This window comes from Variovorax sp. RO1 (assembly GCF_002849325.1).
In the GTDB taxonomy this organism is placed as follows: Bacteria; Pseudomonadota; Gammaproteobacteria; order Burkholderiales; family Burkholderiaceae_C; genus Variovorax.
Window position 1 is genome coordinate 223,774 of record NZ_PKMT01000007.1, and the last position, 23,469, is coordinate 247,242.

Sequence of the window (23,469 nt, forward strand, 5' to 3'; positions counted from 1 at the left end):
GGGCGCACAAGGCGCCCTTCGTTCATCGAGGCTGCGTGCCGGTCAGCCCGTGTTGCGCAACCCTGCAGCCACCCCGTTGATCGAGATGTGGATGCCGCGTTGCAGCCGTTCGCCGCCGTCGCCCGCGCGATAACGCCGCATCAGCTCGACCTGCAGGTGGTGCAGCGGGTCGATGTAGGGGAAGCGGTGGCGCACCGAGCGCTGCATTTCGGCATTGCCTTCGAGGCGCTGCTTGGCGCCCGTGATGAGCGTGAGCGCATCCGAGGTGCGTTGCCATTCGCTCTCGATCATCGAGAACACCTTCTGGCGCAGCTTGCGGTCGGTGACCAGCTCGGCATAGCGCGAGGCCAGCGCAAGGTCGCTCTTGGCGAGCACCATGTCCATGTTCGACAGCAGCGTGCGAAAGAACGGCCACTGCGCATACATGCGCTGCAGCAGCGCCACGCGCTCCTTCTTGCCCGCGCCGTTGCCGGCGGCGGCCAGGAACTGCTCCACGCCCGAACCGAAGCCGAACCAACCCGGCAGCGTGAGGCGGCACTGGCCCCAGCTGAAGCTCCACGGCACGGCGCGCAGGTCGTCGATCTTGTGGCTCGGGTTGCGCGAGGCGGGGCGCGAGCCGATGTTGAGTTCGGCGATTTCGCGGATCGGCGTGGAGCCGAAGAAGTAGTCGCCGAAGCCCGGGGTTTCGTACACCAGTTTGCGGTACGCAGCCATGCTGGCGGTCGAGAGTTCGCCCGCGGCCGAGAGGAAGGTGGCAGGCGCCGGCTTGCCCTGCGGCAGCAGCGTGGCTTCGAGCGTGGCGGCCACCAGCGTCTCGAGGTTGCGCCGGCCGATCTCGCGGTTGGCGTACTTCGAGCCGATGACTTCGCCCTGCTCGGTGAGGCGGATCTGGCCGCGCACCGTGCCGGGCGGTTGCGCCAGGATCGCCTGGTAGCTCGGGCCGCCGCCGCGGCCCACCGTGCCGCCGCGGCCATGGAACATGCGCAGGCGGATCGGGTTCTTTTTCTTCTTGTTCAGCTCGTCGAACAGCGACACCAGCGCGATGCCCGCGCGGTACAGCTCCCAGTTGCTGGTGAAGATGCCGCCGTCCTTGTTGCTGTCGCTGTAGCCGAGCATCACGTCCTGCTCGCCACCCGAGCGTTCGATGAGCGCCTGGATGTTCGGCAGCGCGTAGAAGGCGCGCACGATGGGCGCGGCGTTGCGCAGGTCTTCGATGGTCTCGAACAGCGGCACCACGATCAGGTCGCAGGTCGCGTTGCTGTCCATCGCGCCGCGCAGCAGGCCCACTTCCTTTTGCAGCAGCAGCGCTTCAAGCAAATCGCTCACCGTTTCGGTGTGGCTGATGATGTAGTGGCGGATGGCCGCCGCGCCGTAGCGCGCACGCGCCGTGCGTGCGGCCGCGAAGATGGCCAGCTCGCTCTTCGCGAGCGGCGAGTAGTCGGCGTCGGGCACGCGCAGCGGTCGGGCGTCGTCGAGCAGCTTGAGCAGCAGCGTCTGCTTGGCCTCTTCGGCCAGCGAGGCGTACGCCGGCTCGATGCGCGCGGTGGCCAGCAGCTCGGCGATCACGGCTTCGTGCTTGTCGGAGCTCTGGCGCAGGTCGACCGTGGCCAGGTGGAAGCCGAACACCTCCACCGCGCGGATCAGCGGACGCAGGCGCGGCGCGGCGAGCACGGTGCCGTGCTTCTCGACCAGCGACTCCTCGATGGTGCGCAGCTCGACCAGGAACTCTTCGGCATTCGCGTACGGGTTCTGCGGCGCGACCGCATGGCGCGCAGCCTCGCCGCCGCTGAGCTCGCGCAGCGTGGCCGCCAGGCGCGCGTACACGCCCGTGAGCGCGCGGCGGTAGGGTTCGTCCTTGCGGTGCTCGCTGGTGTCGGGCGAGCGCTCGGCCAGCGCCTGCATCTCGACCGACACATCGACCAGCGTGGCCGACAGCGACAGCTCGCCGCCGAGGTAGTGCACCTCGGTGAGGTAGTGGCGCAGCGCGAGTTCCGACTGGCGGCTCAGCGCGTACTCGAGCGTCTCTGCCGTGACGTTGGGGTTGCCGTCGCGGTCGCCGCCGATCCACTGGCCCATGCGCAGGAAGGTCGCGACCGAGGGCGTGACGCCGCTCTGGGCCAGCGCCTTTTCGAGGTCGGCGTACACGCGCGGAATTTCGCGCAGGAAGGTGGCTTCGTAGTAGCTCAGCGCGTTCTCGATCTCGTCGGCCACGGTGAGCTTGGAGAAGCGCAAGAGGCGCGTCTGCCAGATCTGCGTGACGCGGATGCGCATCTGGGTTTCGTTCTCGGCCAGCTCGATGGGCGAGAGCGCGTCCTTGCCGCCTGCGTAGGCGTTCTGGCGCAGCTTGATCTCGTCGCGCGTGGTGAGCAGCAGGGCGATGGCGCGCTCGGCATCGAGGATGCTCTTGCGCTGCACTTCGGTCGGGTGCGCCGTGAGCACGGGCGACACGTAGCTGTGGGCCAGCGAGGCGACGATGTCGTCGGGCTTGATGCCGGCCTTGCGGATGCGCACCAGCGCGGTCTGCAGGTCGCCGTCGGCCTGCACGCCTTCGCGTTCGGCCTCGGTGCGGCGGCGGATCTGGTGGCGGTCTTCGGCGAGGTTGGCCAGGTGGCTGAAGTAGGTGAAGGCGCGGATCACGCGCACCGTTTCGGCGGCGCTCAAGCCCTTGAGCAGGTTTTTGAGTGCGCGGTCGGCGGCGTGGTCGGCGTCGCGCCGAAACGACACCGACAGGGTGCGGATCTTCTCGACCAGCGCGTAGGTTTCGTCACCCTCCTGCTCCCGGATCACGTCGCCGAGGATCCGGCCTAACAGCCGGATGTCGTCGATCAATGGCTGGTCTTCGGTCTGGCGGCGCTTGGCGGGGATGGCAGGAGTCTTGCTGGCTTTCATTCGATGTTGTTCCTGGGGACTTGAATGGACGCGCCGCCTCCGTTGCTGCGGCGCAACATGCTAGCATTCCGGAGGTCAGAAACCACGTACTTTTTGGGAGCGATCTTGAGCAACATCGTGATCGCCACGCGCGAAAGCCGGTTGGCCCTGTGGCAGGCCGAACACGTGCAAACGCTTTTGCAAGAACGCGGCCACACCGTCAGCCTGCTGGGCATGACGACCCGCGGTGACCAGATCCTGGACCGCACGCTGAGCAAGGTCGGCGGCAAGGGACTCTTCGTCAAGGAACTCGAAGCCGCGCTCGAAGACGGGCGCGCCGACATCGCCGTGCATTCGCTCAAGGATGTGCCGATGGAGCTGCCCGAGGGCTTCACGCTGGCCTGCGTGCTGGAACGCGAAGACCCGCGCGACGCGCTGGTGTCGCCGCGCTACGCCTCGCTCGACGAACTGCCGCAGGGCGCGGTGGTCGGCACCTCGAGCCTGCGCCGCGTGGTGCTGCTGCGCGCGCAGCGGCCCGACCTGCGCATCGAACCGCTGCGCGGCAACCTCGACACCCGCCTGCGCAAGCTCGACGAAGGCCACTACGACGCCATCGTGCTCGCGGCGGCCGGGCTCAAGCGGCTGGGCCTCGAAGACCGCATCCGCGTGGCCTTCGACCCCGACACCATGCTGCCCGCCGCAGGGCAGGGCGCCCTCGGCATCGAGGTGCGCGCCGACCGCCAGGACCTCATCGACCTGCTGGCACCGCTGGCGCACCGCGGCGACTGGCTCTCGACCACCGCCGAGCGCGCCGTGAGCCGCGCGATGGGCGGCAGCTGCTCCATGCCGCTCGCGGCCCATGCGCGTCGGCAGGCCGACGGCACGCTGCGCATCGACGCCGCCTGGGGCGACCCGGAAGGCGATGCGCCGCTGGTGCGCGTGCAGGCCCAGGCCGAGGCCGGCGACTTCGCGGGGGCCGATGCCCTCGGCCAGCACGCCGCCGGGCTGCTGCGCGACGCCGGTGCCCACTGATCACGGTCGGCGCCGAGCGATGCGCGCGGGGCCTGTCATCGTCACGCGGCCGGCGCACGAAGCGGCGGCGTGGGTTCGTGATTTCCAGTCGGCCGGTCTCGAGGCCGTGGCGCTGCCGCTGATCGCCATCGCGCCTGCACTCGATGTGGCACCGCTGCGTGCCGCGTGGGCGCGGCTCGCGGACTACGCGGCGCTGATGTTCGTGAGCGCCACCGCCGTCGATCACTTCTTCCAGCACCGTGGCGCCTCGGCACTCGCCGGTTGCCGCTTCTGGGCCACCGGCCCCGGCACCGAGCGCGCGCTGCTGCGCGCCGGCGTGCCGCCCGCCGCCATCGACGCGCCGCCACCCGGCGCCACGCGTTTCGACTCCGAGGCGCTGTGGGCGCTGGCGCACGGGCAGGTGTCGCCGGGCGTGCGTGTGCTCATCGTGCGCGGCGGCGACGAAGCCGGCCAGCCGGCCGGCCGCCAGTGGCTCGCCCAGGAGATCGATGCCGCCGGCGGCGTGCGCGACACCGTCGTGGCCTACCGGCGCCTCGCACCTGCGCTCGACGAGGCGCAGCGCCGCATCGCGACCGACGCCGCTGCCGGACACGGCATCTGGCTCTTCAGCAGCTCGGAAGCCATCGGCAACCTGCAGCGCGCACTGCCGGGCACGTCGTGGCAGGCCGCGCGCGCCATCGCCACCCATGCGCGCATCGGCGAAGCCGCGCAGGCCGCGGGTTTCGGGGCGTTGCGTGTCTGCACACCCCTGCGGGAAGCGCTGATCGCGTCGATAGAATCCTTCGCATGAGCGCCGCGTCCCCGTCCGACGACCTTTCTCCCCCTTCCGCCCCCACGGCGCACCCGACGGCGCATGTGCCCGCCACGGTGGCGCCGCACCAGACGCCCGCCGCCCAGGCGGCTGCAGCCACGCTGCTGGCGCGCATCGGCGTGGGCCTCGTGGCCCTCGTGGCGCTGATCGCGCTGCTGTCGACCCTCGCGCTGTGGCAGAAGGTCAGCGGCATGAAGGAACAGCTCGCGCGCCAGAGCGCCGAGGCCACCGCCCAGTCGATGGAAGCGCGCACGCTCGCTCGCCAGGCCAGCGACACGGTGCGCGACGCCGCCGCCCGCGTGGCGCTCATCGAGACCCGCGTGGCCGAAGTCACGCTGCAGCGCTCGCAGCTCGAAGAACTCATTCAAAGCCTCTCGCGTTCACGCGACGAGAACCTCGTGATCGACATCGAATCCGCCGTGCGCCTCGCGCTGCAGCAGGCACAGGTCACGGGCAGCCTCGAGCCGCTGCTCGCCGCGCTCAAGGCCGGCGACCTGCGCATCGCACGCGCCGCGCAACCGCGGCTCGCGCCCGTGCAGCGCGCCATGCAGCGCGATGCCGACCGCCTGCGCACCAGCGCCAGCACCGACAGCGCCGAAGCCCTGCAGAAGCTCGACGAACTGGTGCGCAGCGTGGACGACCTGCCCACGCTCAACGCAGTGGCCGTGCGCGGCAACGGCGTCAACGCCTGGCGTCCCGAACCCATTCCCGCCGATGCGCCCTGGTGGCAGCGCGTGCTGCTGACCATCCGCGGCGAGGCCCGCTCGCTGGTGCGCGTCGGCCGCATCGAAAGCCCCGAGGCGGTGCTGCTGGCGCCCGAGCAGTCGTACTTCCTGCGCGAGAACCTCAAGCTCAAGCTGCTCAATGCGCGGCTGTCGCTGCTGTCGCGTCAGATGGACGCCGCACGCGGCGAGCTGGGCCAGGTGGCCGCGTCGCTCAACCGTTATTTCGATCCGGCTTCGCGCCGCACGCAGGCCGCCGCCACGCAGCTGCAGCAACTGCAGCAGCTCGCGCGCAGCACGGAGCCGGTGCGCATCGACGACACACTGGCTGCGCTGACCACCGCGGCCGCAGGGCGCTGATCCGTTCATGCGCGCTGCAATCTGGCTCCTCGCGCTGTTCGCCGTCGCTGCGGCGGTGGCGCTGTTCGCAGGCAACAACCAGGGCACGATCACCGTGTTCTGGCCGCCGTGGCGGGTCGACCTTTCGCTGAACCTCGTGCTCGTGATCCTGCTGCTGACCTTCGTGCTGCTGCACGTCGCGTTGCGCGCCCTCGCGGCACTGTTCTCGCTGCCCACGCAGGCGCGCCACTGGCGGCTGCAGCAGAAGGAACGCATGCTGCACTCCGCCTTGCTCGATGCAATGGTGCAGCTGATTGCCGGCCGCTTCTCGCGCGCTCGTAAGGCCGCACAGGCCGCACTCACGCAAGAAAAGACACTGGCCGCGCTCGGCGCCGAACTGCCGCAGGCGCAGCAAGTGCGCGTGCTGTCGCACCTGCTGGCCGCCGAAAGCGCGCAGGCCCTGCAGGACAAGGCGGCGCGCGACGCCCACCTGCAGCAGGCCCTCAACGAAAGCGCCGACCGCACCGTGCTCGCGAGCCCGGAAACCCGCGAAGGCGTGCAACTGCGCGCCGCACGCTGGGCGCTCGACGACCGCGACCCCACGGCCGCACTCGCACGGCTCGAAGAACTGCCACAAGGCGCACAGCGCCGCACGCTGGCGCTGCGGCTGCGACTCAAGGCCGCGCGGCAAGACCGCCGCACGGTCGAAGCGCTCGACACCGCGCGCCTGCTGGCCAAGCACCGCGCCTTTTCCGACGCGGCGGCGCAAAGCATCGTGCGCGGCCTCGCGACCGAGTTGCTGACCGGCGCACACGATCCGGCGCAGTTGCTGCGCGCGTGGTCCGAACTCGATTCCGCCGAACGTCAGATGCCCGAGGTGGCCATCCACGCGGCCCAGCGCATGGTCGCGCTGCGCGGCGACCTGGCATTGGCGCGCGGCTGGCTGCTGCCGGCCTGGGAGCGCATGGTGGCGAACCCGCGCGGCCTCGGCGATGCGCTGCGCGTGAAGCTCACGCGCGCGCTCGAAGCCGGGCTCGACTCGGTCGACGCCGACTGGCTCGCACGCATCGAAAGCGCACAGCGCAACAACCCGCGCGACCCGAACCTGCAGTACCTCGCCGGCATGGCCTGCATGAAGCGCCAGCTGTGGGGCAAGGCCCAGCAGCTGCTCACACAGGCCGGGCTCGGCTTGCAGGACCCCGACCTCTACCGGCGCGCCTGGCTCGCGCTGGCCCAGCTGGCCGAGGCGCGCGATGACCACGCGCAAGCCGCCGACGCGTGGAAGCGCGCGGCGCAGATCGACAACACGCCCTGAGCGTTGGCTGGGTCCGTCGTGCGTCCTGGCCTCAGGAGCACGCGGATTCCTTGGCGGCCGTCAGGCCCGCTGTTTGCACCGATGGCTTGCCGTTGCCGAAGATCAGCAGGCTGAGACCGGCCAGCACCCACACCCCGATGCCGCCGTAGAGCATCACCCATCCGAAGCTCTGCACCAGCGCGGCATGCACGACGGCGCCCGACGGATCGGCCTGCGACAGCGCCGGAAAGCTCTCGGGCAGCGACGCGAAGCTGCCTGCCGCGACCTTCTCTGCCAGCGCGCGCAGTTGCACCGCATCGAGCGACGTGGACAGGGCGCTCTTCAGGTGCGCATGAATGCCTTCGAGCAGCAGGAACCCCATCAGCGCGATGTTGATGGCCAGCGTGATCAGCCGCGCGCTCATGTCCATGCCCGAGGCCATGCCTGCGCGCGCGCTCGACACCGAGCCGGTGGTGGTGTTGGTGACGGGCGTGTTCGTCAGGCCCAGCCCGATGCCGGCCAGCAGGCAGCCGGGCAGCAGCGTGAGCCAGCTTGCGTGCGCCACGCCGCTGCCCCAGCGCATCGCGATGAAGCCGAGCCCGATCACGAACAGCCCCGCGGGAATGACCACGCCGGGCCGGTAGCGCATCGACAGGCGCTCGGCCAGCGGCGGCAGCACGAGCGTGGGCAGCGTGTAGGCCAGCAACGCCGAGCCGGCCGTGACGGCGTCGTAGCCGAGGCCGCTCTGGAAGTAGATCGGCAGGTAGATCATGAACGGCCAGAAGCTGAAGTTCATGCCGATGGAGCCGACGATCGAGCCCGAGAAATTGCGGATGCGAAAGACCGAGAAATCGAACATCGGGTGCGGGTTGATCTTTTCGACCCACACGAACACGGCGAAGCTGACGAGCGTGGCCACGAGGATGCCGATGGCCACGGGGCTCCCGAAGCCGAGGCCCGGCCCCTGCGTGATGAAGTAGGTGAGGCCGAACACCGCGAGCGACAGCGTGACGATGCCCGGCAGGTCGAGCCGTTTCGCGTCGGGGTCGCTGGACTCTTCCACGCTGCCCAGAACCAGCGCCAGCGCCACCACGGCCAGCGGCACGTGGACCAGGAACACCCATTGCCAGCTCGACAGCGCCACGATCGCGCCGCCGACGATCGGCCCGAAGCCCAGCCCCATGCCGAACACCACGCCCCAGATGGCGAAGGCCTTGCTGCGCTCCTTGCCCTCCTGGAACTGGTGCGACAGCACCGCGAGCTGGCAGATCAGCATCGCGCCGCCGGCCAGGCCCTGCAGGAAGCGGCTGACGATCAGCACCGATGCGTTGCCTGCGATGCCGCACGTCAGCGAGGTGAGGCCGAACAGCACGACGCCGACGATCAGCACGCGCTTGCGGCCGTAGCGGTCGGCCACGGTGCCGGCCGCCATCAAGACCGTGGTGCAGGCGAGGGTGTAGGCGTTCATGATCCACTGCATGTCGCTGAAGTCGCCGTGCAGTGATTTTTCGAGCGTGGGAAGAATGACCGGCACGCTGGAGATTTCCAGGCCGAACATCAAGGCAATGAGGCAGACCGCGGACAGGGCGATCCGGTTCTTGCCGGCGGGAGAGAGAGGCATCGAGCAGCTTTCCAGAAGAGGTTCAGCTGATTCTGTTGAAACCCTCTTCATGATGGAAATGATTTGATTTCCTAGAATTCATTAGGAACCATCATTTATCCAGGATCGCCATGGACTTCGACCCCACGCTGTTGCGCGCCTTCGTGGCCGTCAAGGAAACCGGCGGCTTCACGCGCGCCGCCGAGCGCCTGCACCTGACCCAGTCGGCCATCAGCCACCAGATCCGCAAGCTCGAGGAACAGGTGGGCCGGCCGCTGCTGCACCGCACGACGCGCCGCCTCACGGTGACCGAAGACGGGGAAGACTTTCTGCGCTACGCGCAGCAGATCCTCGACACGCTCGACGCGATGACGCGGCGCTTCCAGCCGTCGCCGATCTCGGGCGTGGTGCGCTTCGGCGTGCCGGACAACTTCATGGGCGACCGACTGCCGCCACTGCTCTCGCAGTTCGCGCGCGGGTTCCCGGCGGTGCGCATGGAGGTCTGCGTGAGCATGCACATCGACCTGCGCGCGGCCATCCGCGCCGGCGAACTCGACCTTGCGGTCGTGATGTCCCCGCCCGAAGTGGTGGAGGGCACCTGCCTGCGGCGCACCCAGCTCGTGTGGGCCGCGGCCGAGACCTTCGAGGCGCCGAAGGGCGCGTCGCTGCCGCTGGCGTTTTTTCCGAAGCCTTGCGTCAACCGGCAGGTGGCCGGCTCGGCGCTCGACCTGGCATCGCTCGACTGGCACGTGGTCTTTACCTCGGCCAGCCCGCAGGGCATTCGCGCGGCGGTGCTGGCGGGGCTTGCGGTGACGGTGCTCACGCGCGAGGAGGTGGAGCCGGGCATGAAGATCGTCGACGGCCGTTACGGCCTGCCGCCGCTGCCGAGCGTGAACTTCTCGCTGATCTGGAGCGAGAACGGCAAGACGCCGTGCGCCTGCCGCTTCGGGCAACTGATCCTGGAGATGCCGGACCTGCCCGGCGTCGAGGCGGCGCCGCAGCAGGCCTGAACTCCGAAGCAAAAAAAACGGCGCCACGAAGGCGCCGTTTTTACTTGCGAGGAAGCAGGGCTCAGAGCGAGCGCTGCTGTTCCTGCGGCTGCTGCTGTTCGAACGGCAGCGCCATCGAACCGAGGTCGCGGCGGGTTTCGACCAGCACCAGCGGACCTTCGTCGAGCACGATCACCGGCGGGCGCTCGCGTGGCACATGCACCGGCTTCGGCTCGGCGGCCATCGCGGCGCGCGCTTGCGCGATGCGGTCGGCATCCGAGTTGACCCACTGCAGGCCCGAGCTCTCGGCGATCTGCGCGAGTTCGTTCAGCGGCAGTTCGAAGGACTGCACCTTGGGCAGTGCGCGGCCGTTGCTGGCGGGCGCTGCTGCTGCGGGCTTGGCAGCCGTTTCGACCACGATGGGTGCGGCGACAGGTGCCGGTGCGGGCGCAACGGGGCGCTCGAAGCGCGGCTGCTCCTGCACTTGCGGTGCGGGTTCACGCACTTCGCGCACTTCAGTCGCGGCGACCACTGCAGCGGCTTCCGACACCAGCGGCAGTTGCTCCTGCGGCTGGCGCTCGGCCTGGGCTTCGGCTGCCACGGCGCCTTCGGCGACCGGTGCGGCTTCTGCGGCATTGGCTTCGTTGCCACCGTTGCCGGCGTCGTCACGCGGACCGCGTTCGCGGCGGTCACGGCCGTAACGGTCACGCGAGCGGCCACGGCGCTCTTCGCCTTCGCGGCGCGGGGCTTGCTGCTCGTTGCCTTCGTTGTTGCCTTGCTCGGCATCGCCAGCGGCAGCCGATTCGGCCACGCGTGCGTCGCCTTCGTTGGCTGCAGGCGCGTCGTTGCGGCGCTCGCGGCGGCCGTCGTTGCGCTCACCGCGCGGGCCGCGCGACTCGTCGCCACGGCCGTTGCGGGGCTGGCGCTCGCCGTCGCCGGCGGGTGCTGCCTCGTCGTCGCGCGGCTGTTGCTGCTGCGCGTCGCCGCTGCGTTCACCGCGGTCGTTGCGGTCGCCGCCACGTTCACCACGCTCGCCACGTTCACGGCGCTCGCCGCGGGCGCGGGGTGCGCGTTCCGCTGCGGCATTGCCGTTGTCGTCGCCGCCGGGTGCCGGCTGCTGTTGCTGGGCGTCGAGGTTCAGGTTGCCGTCGAGCAGGGCTTCGGCCGGCGCGTTGCGGCCTTCGCCACCTTCGCGGCGCTCGCCGCGACCGCCACGGCGCTGTTCGCCGTCACGCGGGGCGCGTGCTTCACGTGCTTCGCGCGGTTCGCGTGCCGGGTTGGTGCTGTCGTTGCGCTGCTCGGTGTTGCGAGCCTCGCCGCGGCGTTCACCGCCGCCTTCACGGCGCTCACCGCCGCGTCCGCCACGGCGCTCGCCGTCGCGTCCACCCGAACGGCCGCCGCCTTCGCCACGGCCTTCGCCGCCGCGTCCGCCGCGGCGCTGTTCGCCGTCGGCGCCGCGCGCACCGCGCGTTTCGCCGTCACGGCCTGCACCACGGCCGCCGTCACGGCGGGGCTTCGGTGCTTCGACCGGAATCGCGCTCGGCGCAGGCGCCGGTGCGGTGGCCGGCGAGCCGCCGAAGAAGCTCTTGATCCAGGCCATGAAGCCGGTCTGTGCCGGGGCCGGAGCGGCCACCACGGGCGGGGCCACCGGTGCCGGGGCGGGCGCAGTTGCGCGCACCGCTTCGGGCTTGGGCGGCACCACCGGCGCGGGTGCGTCGGGCAGCACGCCCTTGATGACCGGCGTCTGCTTGTTGGTGGGTTCTTGCGAACGGCGCGTGACCGAGGTCGGGTCTTCGATCTCGTCGGCCATCTTGTAGCTGGCTTCGATGTGGTCGAGACGCGGATCGTCGTGCTTCAGGCGCTCGAGCTTGTAGTTCGGCGTTTCGAGCGTCTTGTTGGGCACCATCAGCACGGTGACGCGCTGCTTGAGCTCGATCTTGGCGATTTCAGGGCGCTTTTCGTTCAGCAGGAACGAAGCGACTTCCACGGGCACCTGCACATGCACGGCGGCCGTGTTGTCCTTCATGGACTCTTCCTGAATGATGCGCAGGATTTGGAGCGCGCTCGATTCGGTGTCGCGGATGTGGCCCGAGCCGCCGCAACGGGGGCAGGGGATCGACGAACCTTCGGACAGCGCCGGCTTCAGGCGCTGGCGGCTCATTTCCATCAGACCGAACTTGCTGATCGAACCGAACTGCACGCGGGCGCGGTCTTGGCGCAGCGCGTCGCGCAGGCGGCTTTCGACTTCGCGGCGGTTCTTCGACTCGTCCATGTCGATGAAGTCGATGACGATCAGGCCGCCCAGGTCGCGCAGGCGCATCTGGCGGGCCACTTCGTCGGCGGCTTCGAGGTTGGTGCGGGTGGCGGTTTCTTCGATGTCGCCGCCCTTGATGGCGCGGGCCGAGTTCACGTCGACCGAGACCAGTGCTTCGGTGTGGTCGATCACGATGGCGCCGCCCGAGGGCAGCTGCACGGTGCGGGCGTAGGCCGACTCGATCTGGTGCTCGATCTGGAAGCGGCTGAACAGGGCCGCATCGTCGCGGTAGCGCTTCACGCGGGCGGCATGCTCGGGCATGACGTGCGCCATGAACTGCTGCGCCTGGTCGTAGATGTCGTCGGTGTCGATCAGGATGTCGCCGATGTCGTGATTGAAGTAATCACGGATGGCGCGGATCACGAGCGACGATTCCTGATAGATCAGGAAGGCGCCCTTGCCGCCCTTGCCGGCGCCGTCGATGGCGGTCCACAGCTTGAGCAGGTAGTTCAGGTCCCACTGGAGTTCGGGCGCCGAGCGGCCGATGCCGGCGGTGCGCGCGATGATGCTCATGCCCTTCGGGTACTCGAGCTGGTCCATCGCCTCCTTGAGCTCGGCGCGGTCGTCACCCTCGATGCGGCGCGACACGCCACCGCCACGGGGGTTGTTCGGCATCAGCACGACATAGCGGCCGGCCAGCGAGATGAAGGTGGTGAGGGCGGCGCCCTTGTTGCCGCGTTCTTCCTTTTCGACCTGGACGGTGAGTTCCTGGCCTTCACGGATCACGTCCTGGATGCGGGCCTGGCTGGCCGACACGCCTTCGGCGAAATACTGCTTGGAGATTTCCTTGAACGGCAGAAAGCCGTGGCGGTCTTCGCCGTAGTCGACGAAACAGGCTTCGAGCGAAGGCTCGACGCGGGTCACGACCGCTTTGTAGATGTTGCCCTTGCGCTGTTCGCGCCCTTCGATTTCGATTTCGTAGTCGAGGAGCTTTTGCCCGTCGACGATGGCCAGGCGCCGTTCTTCCGGCTGCGTGGCATTGATCAGCATCCGCTTCATGATGCGTTGTCCTTATATGTATCGTTCTACCGGCTCATGACGAGCCAACGATGCACGGACGACGCCCGCGAAACCAGGGAATTGCCGCTTGGCCCCGGATGCTGTGACTGCCGCGCCAGGCGCGAGCAGGCCTCTTGAGCGTCAGCTCAAGAAGACAGCCGGGGTGGGGGCGCGTGGATGGGCGCGAGCCAGATTCGGTGTTGGGTGGCTGTCTTATTGACAGCCGGTTGCGCAAGGGTGGCGCGCACTGCGGGCAATTCAATGCCTGAGGCGACTGGTCGAAACCAGGTCGACCAGCGCAGGCATATTTGAATCAGCAGCATCAACACAACAAGGGACTCGCTTCGATCCGCCTGCAGCTTGGAAGCTGCAGGCTGGGTATTCCGTATCGGTGTTTCGTGGGTGTCGGCTTGACTTGGGTGCCTGGCCTGCCACTTTGCGCGATTGCGCGGGGTTTGCGGGCTGGACGCCAAAGCGGCATCGACCTCACAGCATGGTCGTCAGTGCTCTAAACTTCTGTCTAATCAAGCACTTACACGACCGCGCTGGTGAAAAACATTATAGGTGCGAAGAAAAGCCCCACGGGGGCTCCAAATCCCGCGGATCGACCTGCGGGCGCCGACGCCGGCACGCCGCACGCGGCCATCCACTTCCTGACTGTCGACGCCGAATCCGCTGGGCAGCGGCTCGACAATTTCCTGTTTCGCCATCTGAAAGGCGTGCCGAAGACACACGTCTACCGGATCATCCGGTCGGGCGAGGTGCGCATCAACAAGGGCCGTGTCCAGGCCGACACCCGCATCGAAGACGGCGACCAGGTCCGGATTCCGCCCGTGCGGATTTCGCCGCGCGCCGAAGAGGGCGCCACGCCGCCCGCGCCGGCGCGCGAGTTTCCGGTGCTGCTCGAAGACGAGGCGGTGCTGGCCATCGACAAGCCGGCCGGTGTCGCGGTGCATGGCGGCAGCGGCGTGAGCTTCGGCGTGATCGAGCAATTGCGCACGGCACGCCCGGGCGCCAAGTTTCTGGAACTTGTGCACCGGCTCGACCGCGAAACCTCCGGCATCCTGCTGGTCGCCAAGAAGCGCAGCGCGCTGGTGGCATTGCAGGACCAGTTCCGCGAGCGCGAAACCGGCAAGACCTACCTGGCGCTGGTCGAAGGCGACTGGCCCGCCAACAAGAAGGTGCTCGACGCGCCGCTGGCCAAGTACCTGCTGCCCGACGGCTCGGGCGCCGGTGTGGGCGAACGCCGCGTCCGCGTGGTCGCCAAGGACCACCCCGACGCGATGCGCGCCATCACGCTGGTGCGCGTGCTGGCCCGCCTCAGCCTGCCGGGCGACGCCACACCGCTGTCCTTGCTGGCCGTGACCATCAAGACGGGGCGCACCCACCAGATCCGCGTGCACCTGGCCTCGGCCGGGCATCCGATTGCCGGCGACGACAAGTACGGCGAGTCCGATCGGCAGCGTGCCCTGCAGAAGCTCGGCCTCAAGCGCATGTTCCTGCATGCGTGGCGGCTGCAATTCAACCACCCGGCCAGCGGCGAGCGCATCGCGCTGCAGGCCGGACTGCCGCCCGAGCTGCATGCACTGATGTCGCGTGCGGCGCTCGAGGCGATGGCCCAACACCCCACTCCCACGGCCCATGACTGATTCTTCCGCCCGTCCTGCACGTCCCCCTCGCTTCGACCTGATCGCCTTCGACTGGGACGGCACGCTCTACGACTCCACCCGCCTGATCGTGCGCTGCATCCAGGCGGCCGTGGTCGATGTCGGAGGCGCCAAGCCCAGCGAGGACGATGCCGCCTGGGTGATCGGCCTGGGCCTGGCCGAGGCGCTCGCGCGCGCGGCGCCCGATGTGCCGAAAGAAAAGTACCCCGAACTCGGCGCCCGCTACCGCTACCACTTCCTGCAGCACCAGGACGACCTCGTGCTGTTCGACGGTGTGCTGCCGATGCTCGATGCGCTGCGCGCGCGCGGTCACAAGCTGGCCGTGGCCACGGGCAAGTCGCGCCGCGGTCTCAACGAGGCCCTGAAGACGGTGGCGCTGCGCGACCGCTTCGACGCCTCGCGCACCGCCGACGAAACCTTCGGCAAGCCGCATCCGCGCATGCTGCTCGAACTCATGGAAGAGCTCGACGTGCCGGCCGAGCGCACGCTGATGATCGGCGACACCACGCACGATCTGCAGCTCGCGCAGAACGCCGGCTGCGCCAGCGTGGGCGTGGGCTTCGGCGCGCACGCGTCGTCGACCTTCGATGAATTCAAGCCGCTGTACGTGGCGCAGTCGATCGCCGAGCTGCAGGCCTGGCTGCTCGACAACGCCTGAGGGGTGCCGCATGAGCGCCGCGCCGGGCCGCCCCAAGCAAGCTCGCACCGCAGTGCGAAGCACGAAGGTATATCTATGAGCGATCAGCGCATCCCGTTGTGCAACGCCTCGGACCTGGTCGAGGGCGGCAACGCCGTGCCCTTCGACGTGGTCCACGGCGGCGAAACCTGCCGCGCCTTCGCGGTGCGCTTCGAGGGCCTGCCGCATGCGTACCTCAACCGCTGCAGCCACGTGGCGATGGAGATGGACTTCCAGCCCGACCGCTTCTTCGACGACAGCGGCCAGTGGCTGCTGTGCGCCACCCACGGCGCCGTCTACAAGCCCGACACCGGCGAATGCGCGGGCGGGCCGTGCCGCGGCGGGCTCGTGAAGATCGCGCTGAGCGAAGAAGACGGCGTGGTGCACTGGCATACTGACTGGAACCTTCAACCTCTTTCCTTCTGACATGACCGATCCGAACCGCAGGGAACCACAAGGTTTCGAACCGCTGGAGCCGGCCGTCCCCCTTACGACATCTCAAGACAGCTCCCGCACCATGGCCCAAGATCCCACGCAGCGCCCCGGGTGGGAGCGCGCCACCCTCGAAAAACTCGCTTTTGCCTCCCTGAATGAGCAGAAGGCCACGCGCCGCTGGAAGACCTTCGTGCGCCTGGGCTGGCTGGCCTTCTTCGTGTTCCTGGCGTGGTTCGCGTTCTCGCGCAGCACGCCCAGCACCGCCAAGACCACGGCCCACACGGCCGTCGTCGAGATCAAGGGCGAAATCGCCAACGGCGGCGACGCCAGCGCCGAGTTCGTGATCGCCGCCATGAAGACGGCCTTCGAGGACGAGGGCGCCAAGGGCGTGGTGCTGCTGATCAACTCGCCGGGCGGCAGCCCGGTACAGGCCGGCATCATCAACGACGAGATCCGGCGTCTGAAGGCCAAGCACAAGAAGCCGGTCTATGCGGTGGTCGAAGAAACCTGCGCCTCGGCGGCGTACTACATCGCTGCCGCCACCGACAAGATCTTCGTCGACAAGGCCAGCATCGTCGGCAGCATCGGCGTGCTGATGGACGGCTTCGGTTTCACCGGCGTGATGGAAAAGGTCGGCGTCGAGCGCCGGTTGCTGACGGCTGGCGAGAACAAGGGCTTCCTCGACCCGTTCAGCCCCATGAGCGACGCGCAGCGCGCGCACGCCCAGACGATGCTCAACCAGATCCACACGCAGTTCATCAACGTCGTGAAGACGGGCCGCGGCGACCGCCTCAAGCTCGACACCCCGGGCCTGTTCAGCGGACTCTTCTGGAGTGGCGAGCAGGCTGTCGAGTTCGGCCTGGCCGACCAATTGGGCAATGTCGACTTCGTGGCACGCGAGGTGATCAAGGCCGAGGAAGTCATCGACTACACGCGCCGCGACAACGTGGCCGAGAAGCTGGCCAAGAAGTTCGGCGCCGCCATGGGTGCGGCTTCGGTGAGTGCGCTGAAGACCTCGCCGGCGCTGCGCTGAGTGCGGCTTTTTAAGTGGCGCTGTCGCCGCTTCCGGTGAATTTGGCCGATGCCGCCAGCGCGGCGGCAAAGGCGACCACCACATAGAGCGCGGCGGTCAGCGAGCTGACCCGCGCCAGCAGGCCGATCACCGCGGGCCCTGCCATGAACCCCAGATAGGCGATGGCCGACACGGCAGCAATGCCGTTGGCGGGCGCCACGCCCGGCACGCGGGCCGAGGCCCCGAACAGAATCGGCACCACGTTCGCGAACCCGACGCCGACGCCCGCGAAGCCCAGCAATGCGAGCCAGGGCAGGTCGGTCAGCAGCACCAGTGTCATGGCCGCCGCCGCGAGCAGGCCGCTGCCGCGCAGCAATGCGGTCGGTGAGAAGCGGGCGCGCATCGCATCGCCACCGAAACGCGCGGCCGCCATCGCGGCGGAAAAACTCGCATAGGCCAGCGCGGCCTGTTGCTGCGGGCTGCCCAGTTCCTGCTGCATGTAGAGCACGCTCCAGTCGTAGATGGCGCCCTCGGCGATCAGCCCCAGCGCGGCCAGCACGCCGAGCACCGCGAGCACGCCACGCGGCAGGCGAAAGCCGTGGTCTGCTGCGGCCGCGCCGTCAGCGGGCGCGATCGGCGTGGGCAGCATGCGTGTCGACGCGATCGCGATCAGGCCGATCATCGCCACGGCCACGGTCCACAGGTGCGTCTGCGGCGCCATGCCGGCGGCCAGCGCCGCGCTGCCGCTCGCGGCGCCGACCATGCCGCCGAGGCTGAACATGCCGTGCATGCCGCTCATCAGTGGCTGGTTGCCGCGCAGTTCGAGCTGCGCGGCCTCGGCATTGATCGCCACGTCGAACACGCTGGTGACAAGGCCGAACACCGCCAACAGGCCCAGCAGCGCGGCGTAGCCCGGCATCGCGATGAGGCCGGCGATCAGCAGTGCGTAGATGCAGCCGCAGAGCGCGGCCATGCGGCGCGGGCCGTGGCGGCCGATCCAGCGCCCGGCGCTGGTCAGGCCGACCATCGCGCCGGCGCCCGCTGCAAGCATGGCGAGCCCGAGCTGCGCCTCGTCGATGGCGTAGTGCGCCTTGACCGTCGGCACGTGCACGCCCCAGGTCGCAAAGATGAAGCCCGACGCAAAGAACTGGGCGCGCGACGCCCAGCGCGTACCAGCGGTGACGCCCGGCCCCACCGTCAGCGCCCGATCGCGAACACGGCGGGCAGGCGCTCGTCGGTCGTGGCCTGTGGCTTGGCAGCGCGCCAGGCCTTCACCGTCTCGCTGCGCACCTGCGCGGTCGCCAGCGTCAGGCCGCGCGCGACGGCGAGGCGGGTGTTGTGCTGCAGTGTCTGCACCAGTGCCTGCAGCAAGGCGGCGTTGCGGTACGGCGTCTCGATGAAGAGCTGGGTCTGGCCGGTCTTGAGTGCGAGCGCCTCGAGCTCGCGGATGCGCGTCTGGCGCTCGCCGCCGTCCTGCGGCAGGTAGCCGACGAAGGCGAAGTTCTGTCCGTTCAGGCCGCTCGCGGCCAGGGCCAGAAGCAAAGACACCGGTCCGGTGAGCGGGACGACGGTGATGCCCAGGTCGTGCGCGGCGCGTGCCACCGACGAGCCCGGGTCGGCCACGGCGGGCATGCCGGCTTCGCTCAGCAGGCCAACGTCATGGCCTTCGAGCGCGGCGGCCAGCAGCGGGCGGGCGTCGAACTGGCCCGCGTGGTCGCCTTTCTTGTGCACTTCGCGCGGCAGTTCCTGGATGTTCTGGGCTTGAAGCGGCGCGGCCAGTGGGGCGATCGCGTCGATGCGCTTCAGGTAGGCGCGCGCCGACTTGGCGTTCTCGCAGATCCAATGCGTGATGCCGGCGGCTGTCTGCAGCGTGCCCAGCGGCAGGGCGTCCTGCAGCGGTGCCTGGAGATCGCAGCCGAAATCGAGCGGCGCGGGGACGAGGTAGAGCTTGCCTTTTGTGGTCACAGCAGGTCGACCCCCGCGGCGCGCAGCATCCGGCAGGTGCGGATCAGAGGTAGGCCGACCAGCGCGGTGGGGTCGTCGCTGTCGATGGCGTCGAGCAACGCGATGCCGAAGCCCTCGCTCTTGGCGCTGCCGGCGCAGTCGTAGGGCTGTTCCGCTAATAGATAGCGCTCGATGGCGGCGTCCGAGAGGTCGCGGAACACCACGCGCACGGGGGCGATGTCGCGCTGGACGAAGCCCGTCGCATGGCAGACGACGGCCACGGCGGTCTGGAAGATCAGCGTCTGGCCGCGCATCCGGCGCAATTGGGTGGTGGCCAGTGCGTGGTCGCCGGGCTTGCCGAGCGCTTCGCCCGCCAGGTCGGCGACCTGGTCGGAGCCGATCACCACCGCGTCGGGAAAGCGCACGGCCACGGCGTTGGCCTTTTCCAGCGCCAGGCGCTCGGCCAGCGCGCGGGGCGTTTCGCCGGCATGCGGGGTTTCGTCGACGTCGGGGGCGTGCACCTCGAAGGGCAGATGGAGGCGGTTGAGCAGTTCGCGGCGGTAGCGCGAGGTCGAGGCGAGGATCACGGTGCGTTGCATGAAGCGATTGTGCGTGAGCGCCCGGACCCGACCCGTCCGGTGGGTTGCTCGCCTGGGAAGCAGGCCGGCAGGCTAGACTGGGACGGATGAAGAGAGAATTTGCCCCCGAAAGGCTCAATGTGCCCGCGTTCACCGCGGCGGCCGCCACGCTGGAAGGCGACGACCCGGTTCCGGGCTTTGCGCGCCTCGTCGCTGAACTGGCAACGCCGGCCGCCGACGCGATGGTCCGCTGGGAAGCGACCGGCGAGGAGCGCCCCGGCGTCGACGGCAAGGCGACGTCCTGGCTCCACCTGGACGTCGAAACCACCGTGCCGCTGGTGTGCCAGCGCTGCCTGTCGCCGGTCGATACCGAACTGTTTGTCGATCGCTGGTTCCGTTTTGTGGCCGACGAGGCCACAGCCGAGGCGGAAGACGACGAGTCCGACGAAGACCTGCTGGTCATCAGCCGCGATTTCGATTTGCGCGAGCTCATCGAGGACGAGCTGCTGATGGAAATTCCCACCACGCCGGTCCACGACGTGTGCCCGACACCGGTTCGCCTGTCGTCGAGCGACGACGATTTCCAGGCGGCCGAAGAGGCCAAACCAAACCCCTTTGCCGTGCTCGGTGCGTTGCGTCCGCGCAAGCCCGAAGAGGGCAAGTAGCCCTTTCTCTGCGGCTAGGCTATAATCATGGGCTTCGCGCGCGCCGCCGTGAGCAGCAATGCATACAAGGCAAAGGCAGAACGTGGCATTCCATGCATGCCGCCGGAGCTTTCGCCTCATTGCCACCGCTTGAGCCCGCATCCAGTCACCCACCTAACCGTCCAGGAGCCATCATGGCCGTCCAGCAAAACAAAAAGTCGCCTTCCAAGCGCGGCATGCACCGTTCACACAACGCTCTGGTTGTTCCCGGCATCGCCGTGGAGCCGACCACTGGCGAAACGCACCTGCGCCACCACATCAGCCCCAACGGTTTCTACCGTGGCCGTCAGGTGCTCAAGAACAAGTCCGAAGCCTGATCTCGAACCCCAAGGCCAAGGCCCGAAGCTACTTTTGCTGTAGCGTCGGGCCTTTGTTTTGATGGCTGCGCCTTTTTCTCCCGAACCCACTGCTGCGCCCGCTGCAATCACGCTCGCCGTGGATTGCATGGGGGGCGACCATGGGCCGCGCGTTACGCTTGCGGCCTGCCGCGCGTTTCTCGAGCGGCACAGCGAAGCTTCGTTGCTGCTGGTCGGTGCGCCGGCCGCACTGGCAGCATTTGCCGACCATCCGCGCGCCCGCATTGTGCCGGCCAGCGAAGTGGTCGGCATGGACGATCCCATCGAAATTGCCTTGCGCAAGAAGAAGGACTCTTCGATGCGCGTTGCGATTCAGCAGGTCAAGGATGGCACTGCGCAAGCGGCCATATCTGCCGGCAACACGGGCGCATTGATGGCGATTGCACGCTATCTGCTGAAAACGCTCGATGGCATTGATCGTCCTGCCATTGCGCCCCAGCTTCCGAATGTGAAGGGCGGGGCGACCACCGTGCTCGACCTCGGTGCGAACGTCGACTGCGATGCCGAAGACCTGCTCCAGTTCGCCGTGCTCGGCTCCGCGCTCGTTTCGGCGCTGACTGGCAACGAATCGCCTTCGGTGGGTTTGCTCAATATTGGCGAAGAAGCCATCAAGGGCAGCGAAACCATCAAGAAGGCGAGCCAACTGCTGCGTGCGGCTGCCAATTCCAAGGATCTGAACTTCTACGGCAACGTAGAGGGCAACGATATTTTCAAGGGCACGACCGACATCGTCGTGTGCGATGGATTTGTCGGCAATGTGGCGCTGAAGGCCAGCGAGGGCGTCGCTTCGATGATCGGCGAGTTTATTCGCGTCGAATTCTCGCGGAACATTTTCACCAAATTGGTGGCAGTTGTCGCTTACCCGGTTCTAAAAGCGTTCAAAGGTCGTCTGGATCACCGGCGTTACAACGGCGCAGCCCTTTTGGGCTTGCGCGGGCTGGTGTTCAAGAGCCATGGCTCGGCCGACGAAGTGGCTTTCGGTCATGCGTTGGATCGCGCTTATGATGCCGCTCGCAACAACCTGCTCGATCGCGTGCGGGCCCGCATCGCCCACGCCGCGCCATTGCTCGCGCGGCAGGAGTCGGCGGCGCCGGCCGACGCGACAGCCCTTCACGCTTGATGACCCCTTTTTCGCGCATTACCGGCACCGGCAGCTACCTGCCCCCACGCCGCGTCACCAATGACGACCTTGCCAAGGATCTGGCGACACGCGGCATCGAAACTTCCGATCAGTGGATCGTCGAGCGCACCGGCATTCACGCGCGCCACTTCGCGGCGCCCGATGTCAACAGCAGCGATCTCGGCCTCGAAGCCGCGAAGCACGCGCTGGAAGCCGCCGGCCGCAAGGCGAGCGACGTCGACCTGATCATCGTCGCGACCTCGACGCCAGACATGGTGTTCCCGTCGTCGGCCGCGATCCTCCAGCACAAGCTCGGCATCGCCGGCTGCCCGGCTTTCGATGTGCAGGCGGTCTGCAGCGGTTTCGTCTACGCACTGACGGTGGCCGACGCCATGATCCGCACGGGCACCGCACGCTGCGCGCTGGTGATCGGCGCCGAAGTGTTCTCCCGCATCCTCGACTTCAACGACCGCACCACCTGCGTGCTGTTCGGTGATGGCGCGGGCGCGGTGGTGCTCGAGGCTTCCGACGAGCCCGGCATCCTGGCCAGCGACCTGCATGCGGACGGCAAGCACGTCGGCATCCTGTGCGTGCCGGGCCATGTGTCGGGCGGCAACGTGCTCGGCACGCCGCTGCTGCACATGGACGGCCAGGCCGTCTTCAAGCTGGCGGTCCGTGTGCTCGAAGAAGCCGCGCGCGCTACGCTCGCCAAGGCCGGCAAGACCGAGGCCGACATCGATTGGCTGATCCCGCACCAGGCCAACATCCGCATCATGGAAGGCACGGCCAAGAAGCTGAAGCTGCCACGCGAGAAGCTGGTCGTCACGGTGCACGAGCACGGCAACACCTCGGCCGCCTCGATCCCGCTGGCGCTCGACGAAGCTGTGCGTTCCGGCAAGGTGAAAAAGGGTGAGACCCTCATGCTCGAAGGCGTGGGCGGTGGCTTCACCTGGGGCGCGGTGCTATTGAATCTGTAGTGCGTCGCGGCGCCCCGGAGCGGGCGTCGGCGCGGTGACGAAGAAACAACAATGAAATCCTTTGCTTTTGTCTTTCCGGGTCAGGGCTCGCAGGCGGTCGGCATGCTCGACGCCTGGGGTGATCACCCGGCTGTGGCCGAGACCCTGCGCGAAGCTTCCGAAGCGCTGGGCGAAGACATCGGTGCACTGATCAAGAACGGTCCGAAGGAAGAGCTGGCGCTCACCACCAACACGCAACCCGTGATGCTGGTGGCCGGTGTGGCCGCATGGCGCGCCTGGCTGGCCGAGGGCGGCGCCACGCCGTCCGTCGTGGCTGGCCATTCGCTGGGCGAATATTCGGCGCTGGTCGCCTCGGGCGTGTTGACGCTCGCGCAGGCCGCACCGCTGGTGCGTTTCCGTGCGCAGGCCATGCAGCAGGCCGTACCCGTCGGCGTCGGCGCGATGGCGGCGATTCTCGGTATGGCGTCGGACAAGGTCATTGCCGGTTGCGCGGAAGCCACCGCCACCTTCGGTGCCGGCAGTGCCGAGGTGGTCGAGGCCGTGAATTTCAACGATCCGATGCAGACCGTCATCGCTGGCAGCAAGGCCGCGGTCGATAAGGCCTGCGAACTGCTGAAGGCCAATGGCGCCAAGCGCGCGCTGCCGCTGCCGGTGTCGGCGCCGTTCCATTCGAGCCTGATGAAGCCAGCGGCCGAAGCCCTGCGCGAGAAGCTCGCGAGCGTGGCGCTGGCCGCACCGCAGATTCCGGTGCTCAACAACATCGACGTGGCTGTCGAGACCGACCTCGACCGCATCCGCGACGCCCTGGTGCGCCAGGCCGCGGGCCCGGTGCGCTGGGTCGAAAGTGTTCAGGCCTTGAAACTGCGCGGTGTAGCCGCCATCATCGAGTGCGGTCCCGGCAAGGTGCTGGCCGGCATGGTGAAGCGCATTGCCCCCGAACTGGACGCCGCGTCGGTGTACGACCCGGCCACCCTCGCGGACGTCCGACAATCGCTCGCCGGCTGAACGCCGCCAGGCACCGATACTCTTTCT

Annotated in this window: 20 protein-coding genes; 14 read left to right on the forward strand and 6 right to left on the reverse strand. The window is 68.4% G+C overall.

Annotated elements, in window-relative coordinates:
- Nucleotides 1–42: 42 nt before the first annotated feature.
- Nucleotides 43–2,889: a phosphoenolpyruvate carboxylase gene (ppc, locus tag CY658_RS27905; protein WP_101493277.1), complete on the reverse strand. Its 2,847-nt coding sequence runs from the start codon at nucleotides 2,887–2,889 to the stop codon at nucleotides 43–45.
- A gap of 57 nt (nucleotides 2,890–2,946) precedes the next feature.
- Here ppc and hemC point away from each other — a divergent pair, with 57 nt between their 5' ends.
- Genes hemC through CY658_RS27925 form a run of 4 tightly spaced genes read left to right on the forward strand, consistent with a single transcriptional unit; the run spans nucleotide 2,947 to nucleotide 7,087 of the window.
- On the forward strand, nucleotides 2,947–3,900 hold the full coding sequence (gene hemC / locus CY658_RS27910; RefSeq protein WP_101493342.1) for a hydroxymethylbilane synthase: 954 nt from the start codon (nucleotides 2,947–2,949) through the stop codon (nucleotides 3,898–3,900).
- 19 nt (nucleotides 3,901–3,919) lie between these two features.
- A complete protein-coding gene (locus CY658_RS27915) occupies nucleotides 3,920–4,690 on the forward strand; it encodes a uroporphyrinogen-III synthase (RefSeq protein WP_101493278.1) in 771 nt (256 codons plus the stop codon).
- Nucleotides 4,687–5,793 carry a uroporphyrinogen-III C-methyltransferase gene (locus CY658_RS27920; protein WP_101493279.1) on the forward strand — a complete coding sequence of 369 codons (1,107 nt, stop codon included), beginning with the start codon at nucleotides 4,687–4,689 and terminating at the stop codon, nucleotides 5,791–5,793. The genes CY658_RS27915 and CY658_RS27920 overlap by 4 nt, the downstream gene beginning before the upstream one ends.
- Before the next feature lie 7 nt (nucleotides 5,794–5,800).
- Complete coding sequence (locus tag CY658_RS27925; RefSeq protein WP_101493280.1) at nucleotides 5,801–7,087, forward strand: heme biosynthesis protein HemY; 1,287 nt, start codon at nucleotides 5,801–5,803, stop codon at nucleotides 7,085–7,087.
- Between the two features lie 31 nt (nucleotides 7,088–7,118).
- Here CY658_RS27925 and CY658_RS27930 read toward each other — a convergent pair whose 3' ends face one another.
- A complete protein-coding gene (locus CY658_RS27930) occupies nucleotides 7,119–8,687 on the reverse strand; it encodes an MFS transporter (protein WP_101493281.1) in 1,569 nt (522 codons plus the stop codon).
- Between the two features lie 110 nt (nucleotides 8,688–8,797).
- Between CY658_RS27930 and CY658_RS27935 the strand changes: the two genes are divergently transcribed.
- Nucleotides 8,798–9,676 carry a LysR family transcriptional regulator gene (locus tag CY658_RS27935; protein WP_101493282.1) on the forward strand — a complete coding sequence of 293 codons (879 nt, stop codon included), beginning with the start codon at nucleotides 8,798–8,800 and terminating at the stop codon, nucleotides 9,674–9,676.
- A gap of 61 nt (nucleotides 9,677–9,737) precedes the next feature.
- Here CY658_RS27935 and CY658_RS27940 read toward each other — a convergent pair whose 3' ends face one another.
- The gene (locus CY658_RS27940; RefSeq protein ID WP_101493283.1) at nucleotides 9,738–12,968 is read right to left on the reverse strand and encodes an Rne/Rng family ribonuclease; all 3,231 of its coding nucleotides are present in this window, start codon (nucleotides 12,966–12,968) and stop codon (nucleotides 9,738–9,740) included.
- 548 nt (nucleotides 12,969–13,516) lie between these two features.
- On the opposite strand from CY658_RS27940, the gene CY658_RS27945 reads away from it, so the two are divergent.
- The 4 genes from CY658_RS27945 to CY658_RS27960 all read left to right on the forward strand — a co-directional run bounded on the left by CY658_RS27945 (nucleotide 13,517) and on the right by CY658_RS27960 (nucleotide 16,779).
- Nucleotides 13,517–14,617: an RluA family pseudouridine synthase gene (locus CY658_RS27945; RefSeq protein ID WP_101493284.1), complete on the forward strand. Its 1,101-nt coding sequence runs from the start codon at nucleotides 13,517–13,519 to the stop codon at nucleotides 14,615–14,617.
- Nucleotides 14,610–15,293 (forward strand): HAD family hydrolase, encoded by a 684-nt coding sequence (locus tag CY658_RS27950; protein WP_101493285.1) that lies wholly within the window; start codon nucleotides 14,610–14,612, stop codon nucleotides 15,291–15,293. The genes CY658_RS27945 and CY658_RS27950 overlap by 8 nt, the downstream gene beginning before the upstream one ends.
- 75 nt (nucleotides 15,294–15,368) lie before the next feature.
- Nucleotides 15,369–15,737 (forward strand): Rieske (2Fe-2S) protein, encoded by a 369-nt coding sequence (locus tag CY658_RS27955; RefSeq protein ID WP_062475569.1) that lies wholly within the window; start codon nucleotides 15,369–15,371, stop codon nucleotides 15,735–15,737.
- A 1-nt stretch (nucleotide 15,738) separates the two neighbouring features.
- Nucleotides 15,739–16,779 carry a S49 family peptidase gene (locus tag CY658_RS27960; RefSeq protein ID WP_101493286.1) on the forward strand — a complete coding sequence of 347 codons (1,041 nt, stop codon included), beginning with the start codon at nucleotides 15,739–15,741 and terminating at the stop codon, nucleotides 16,777–16,779.
- 10 nt (nucleotides 16,780–16,789) lie between these two features.
- Here CY658_RS27960 and CY658_RS27965 read toward each other — a convergent pair whose 3' ends face one another.
- Genes CY658_RS27965 through CY658_RS27975 form a run of 3 tightly spaced genes read right to left on the reverse strand, consistent with a single transcriptional unit; the run spans nucleotide 16,790 to nucleotide 19,301 of the window.
- Complete coding sequence (locus CY658_RS27965) at nucleotides 16,790–17,953, reverse strand: MFS transporter (RefSeq protein WP_101493287.1); 1,164 nt, start codon at nucleotides 17,951–17,953, stop codon at nucleotides 16,790–16,792.
- A gap of 2 nt (nucleotides 17,954–17,955) precedes the next feature.
- Nucleotides 17,956–18,723 carry an SAM-dependent methyltransferase gene (locus CY658_RS27970; RefSeq protein WP_101493288.1) on the reverse strand — a complete coding sequence of 256 codons (768 nt, stop codon included), beginning with the start codon at nucleotides 18,721–18,723 and terminating at the stop codon, nucleotides 17,956–17,958.
- Entirely contained in the window at nucleotides 18,720–19,301 is a 582-nt protein-coding gene (locus tag CY658_RS27975; protein ID WP_101493289.1) for a Maf family protein, read from the reverse strand. Before CY658_RS27975 ends, CY658_RS27970 begins: the two co-directional genes overlap by 4 nt.
- An 86-nt stretch (nucleotides 19,302–19,387) precedes the next feature.
- Here CY658_RS27975 and CY658_RS27980 point away from each other — a divergent pair, with 86 nt between their 5' ends.
- The 5 genes from CY658_RS27980 (at nucleotide 19,388) to fabD (ending at nucleotide 23,442) form a co-directional block, all read left to right on the forward strand.
- Nucleotides 19,388–19,945, forward strand: coding sequence for a YceD family protein (locus tag CY658_RS27980; protein WP_101493290.1), 558 nt, complete (start codon nucleotides 19,388–19,390; stop codon nucleotides 19,943–19,945).
- Nucleotides 19,946–20,118: 173 nt separating this feature from the next.
- Nucleotides 20,119–20,301 (forward strand): 50S ribosomal protein L32, encoded by a 183-nt coding sequence (rpmF, locus tag CY658_RS27985; RefSeq protein WP_007830466.1) that lies wholly within the window; start codon nucleotides 20,119–20,121, stop codon nucleotides 20,299–20,301.
- Nucleotides 20,302–20,362: 61 nt separating this feature from the next.
- Nucleotides 20,363–21,460 carry a phosphate acyltransferase PlsX gene (gene plsX, locus CY658_RS27990; protein ID WP_101493291.1) on the forward strand — a complete coding sequence of 366 codons (1,098 nt, stop codon included), beginning with the start codon at nucleotides 20,363–20,365 and terminating at the stop codon, nucleotides 21,458–21,460.
- On the forward strand, nucleotides 21,460–22,437 hold the full coding sequence (locus tag CY658_RS27995; RefSeq protein ID WP_099795559.1) for a beta-ketoacyl-ACP synthase III: 978 nt from the start codon (nucleotides 21,460–21,462) through the stop codon (nucleotides 22,435–22,437). The genes plsX and CY658_RS27995 overlap by 1 nt, the downstream gene beginning before the upstream one ends.
- Nucleotides 22,438–22,488: 51 nt before the next feature.
- Entirely contained in the window at nucleotides 22,489–23,442 is a 954-nt protein-coding gene (gene fabD / locus CY658_RS28000; protein WP_101493292.1) for an ACP S-malonyltransferase, read from the forward strand.
- Nucleotides 23,443–23,469 lie beyond the last annotated feature (27 nt).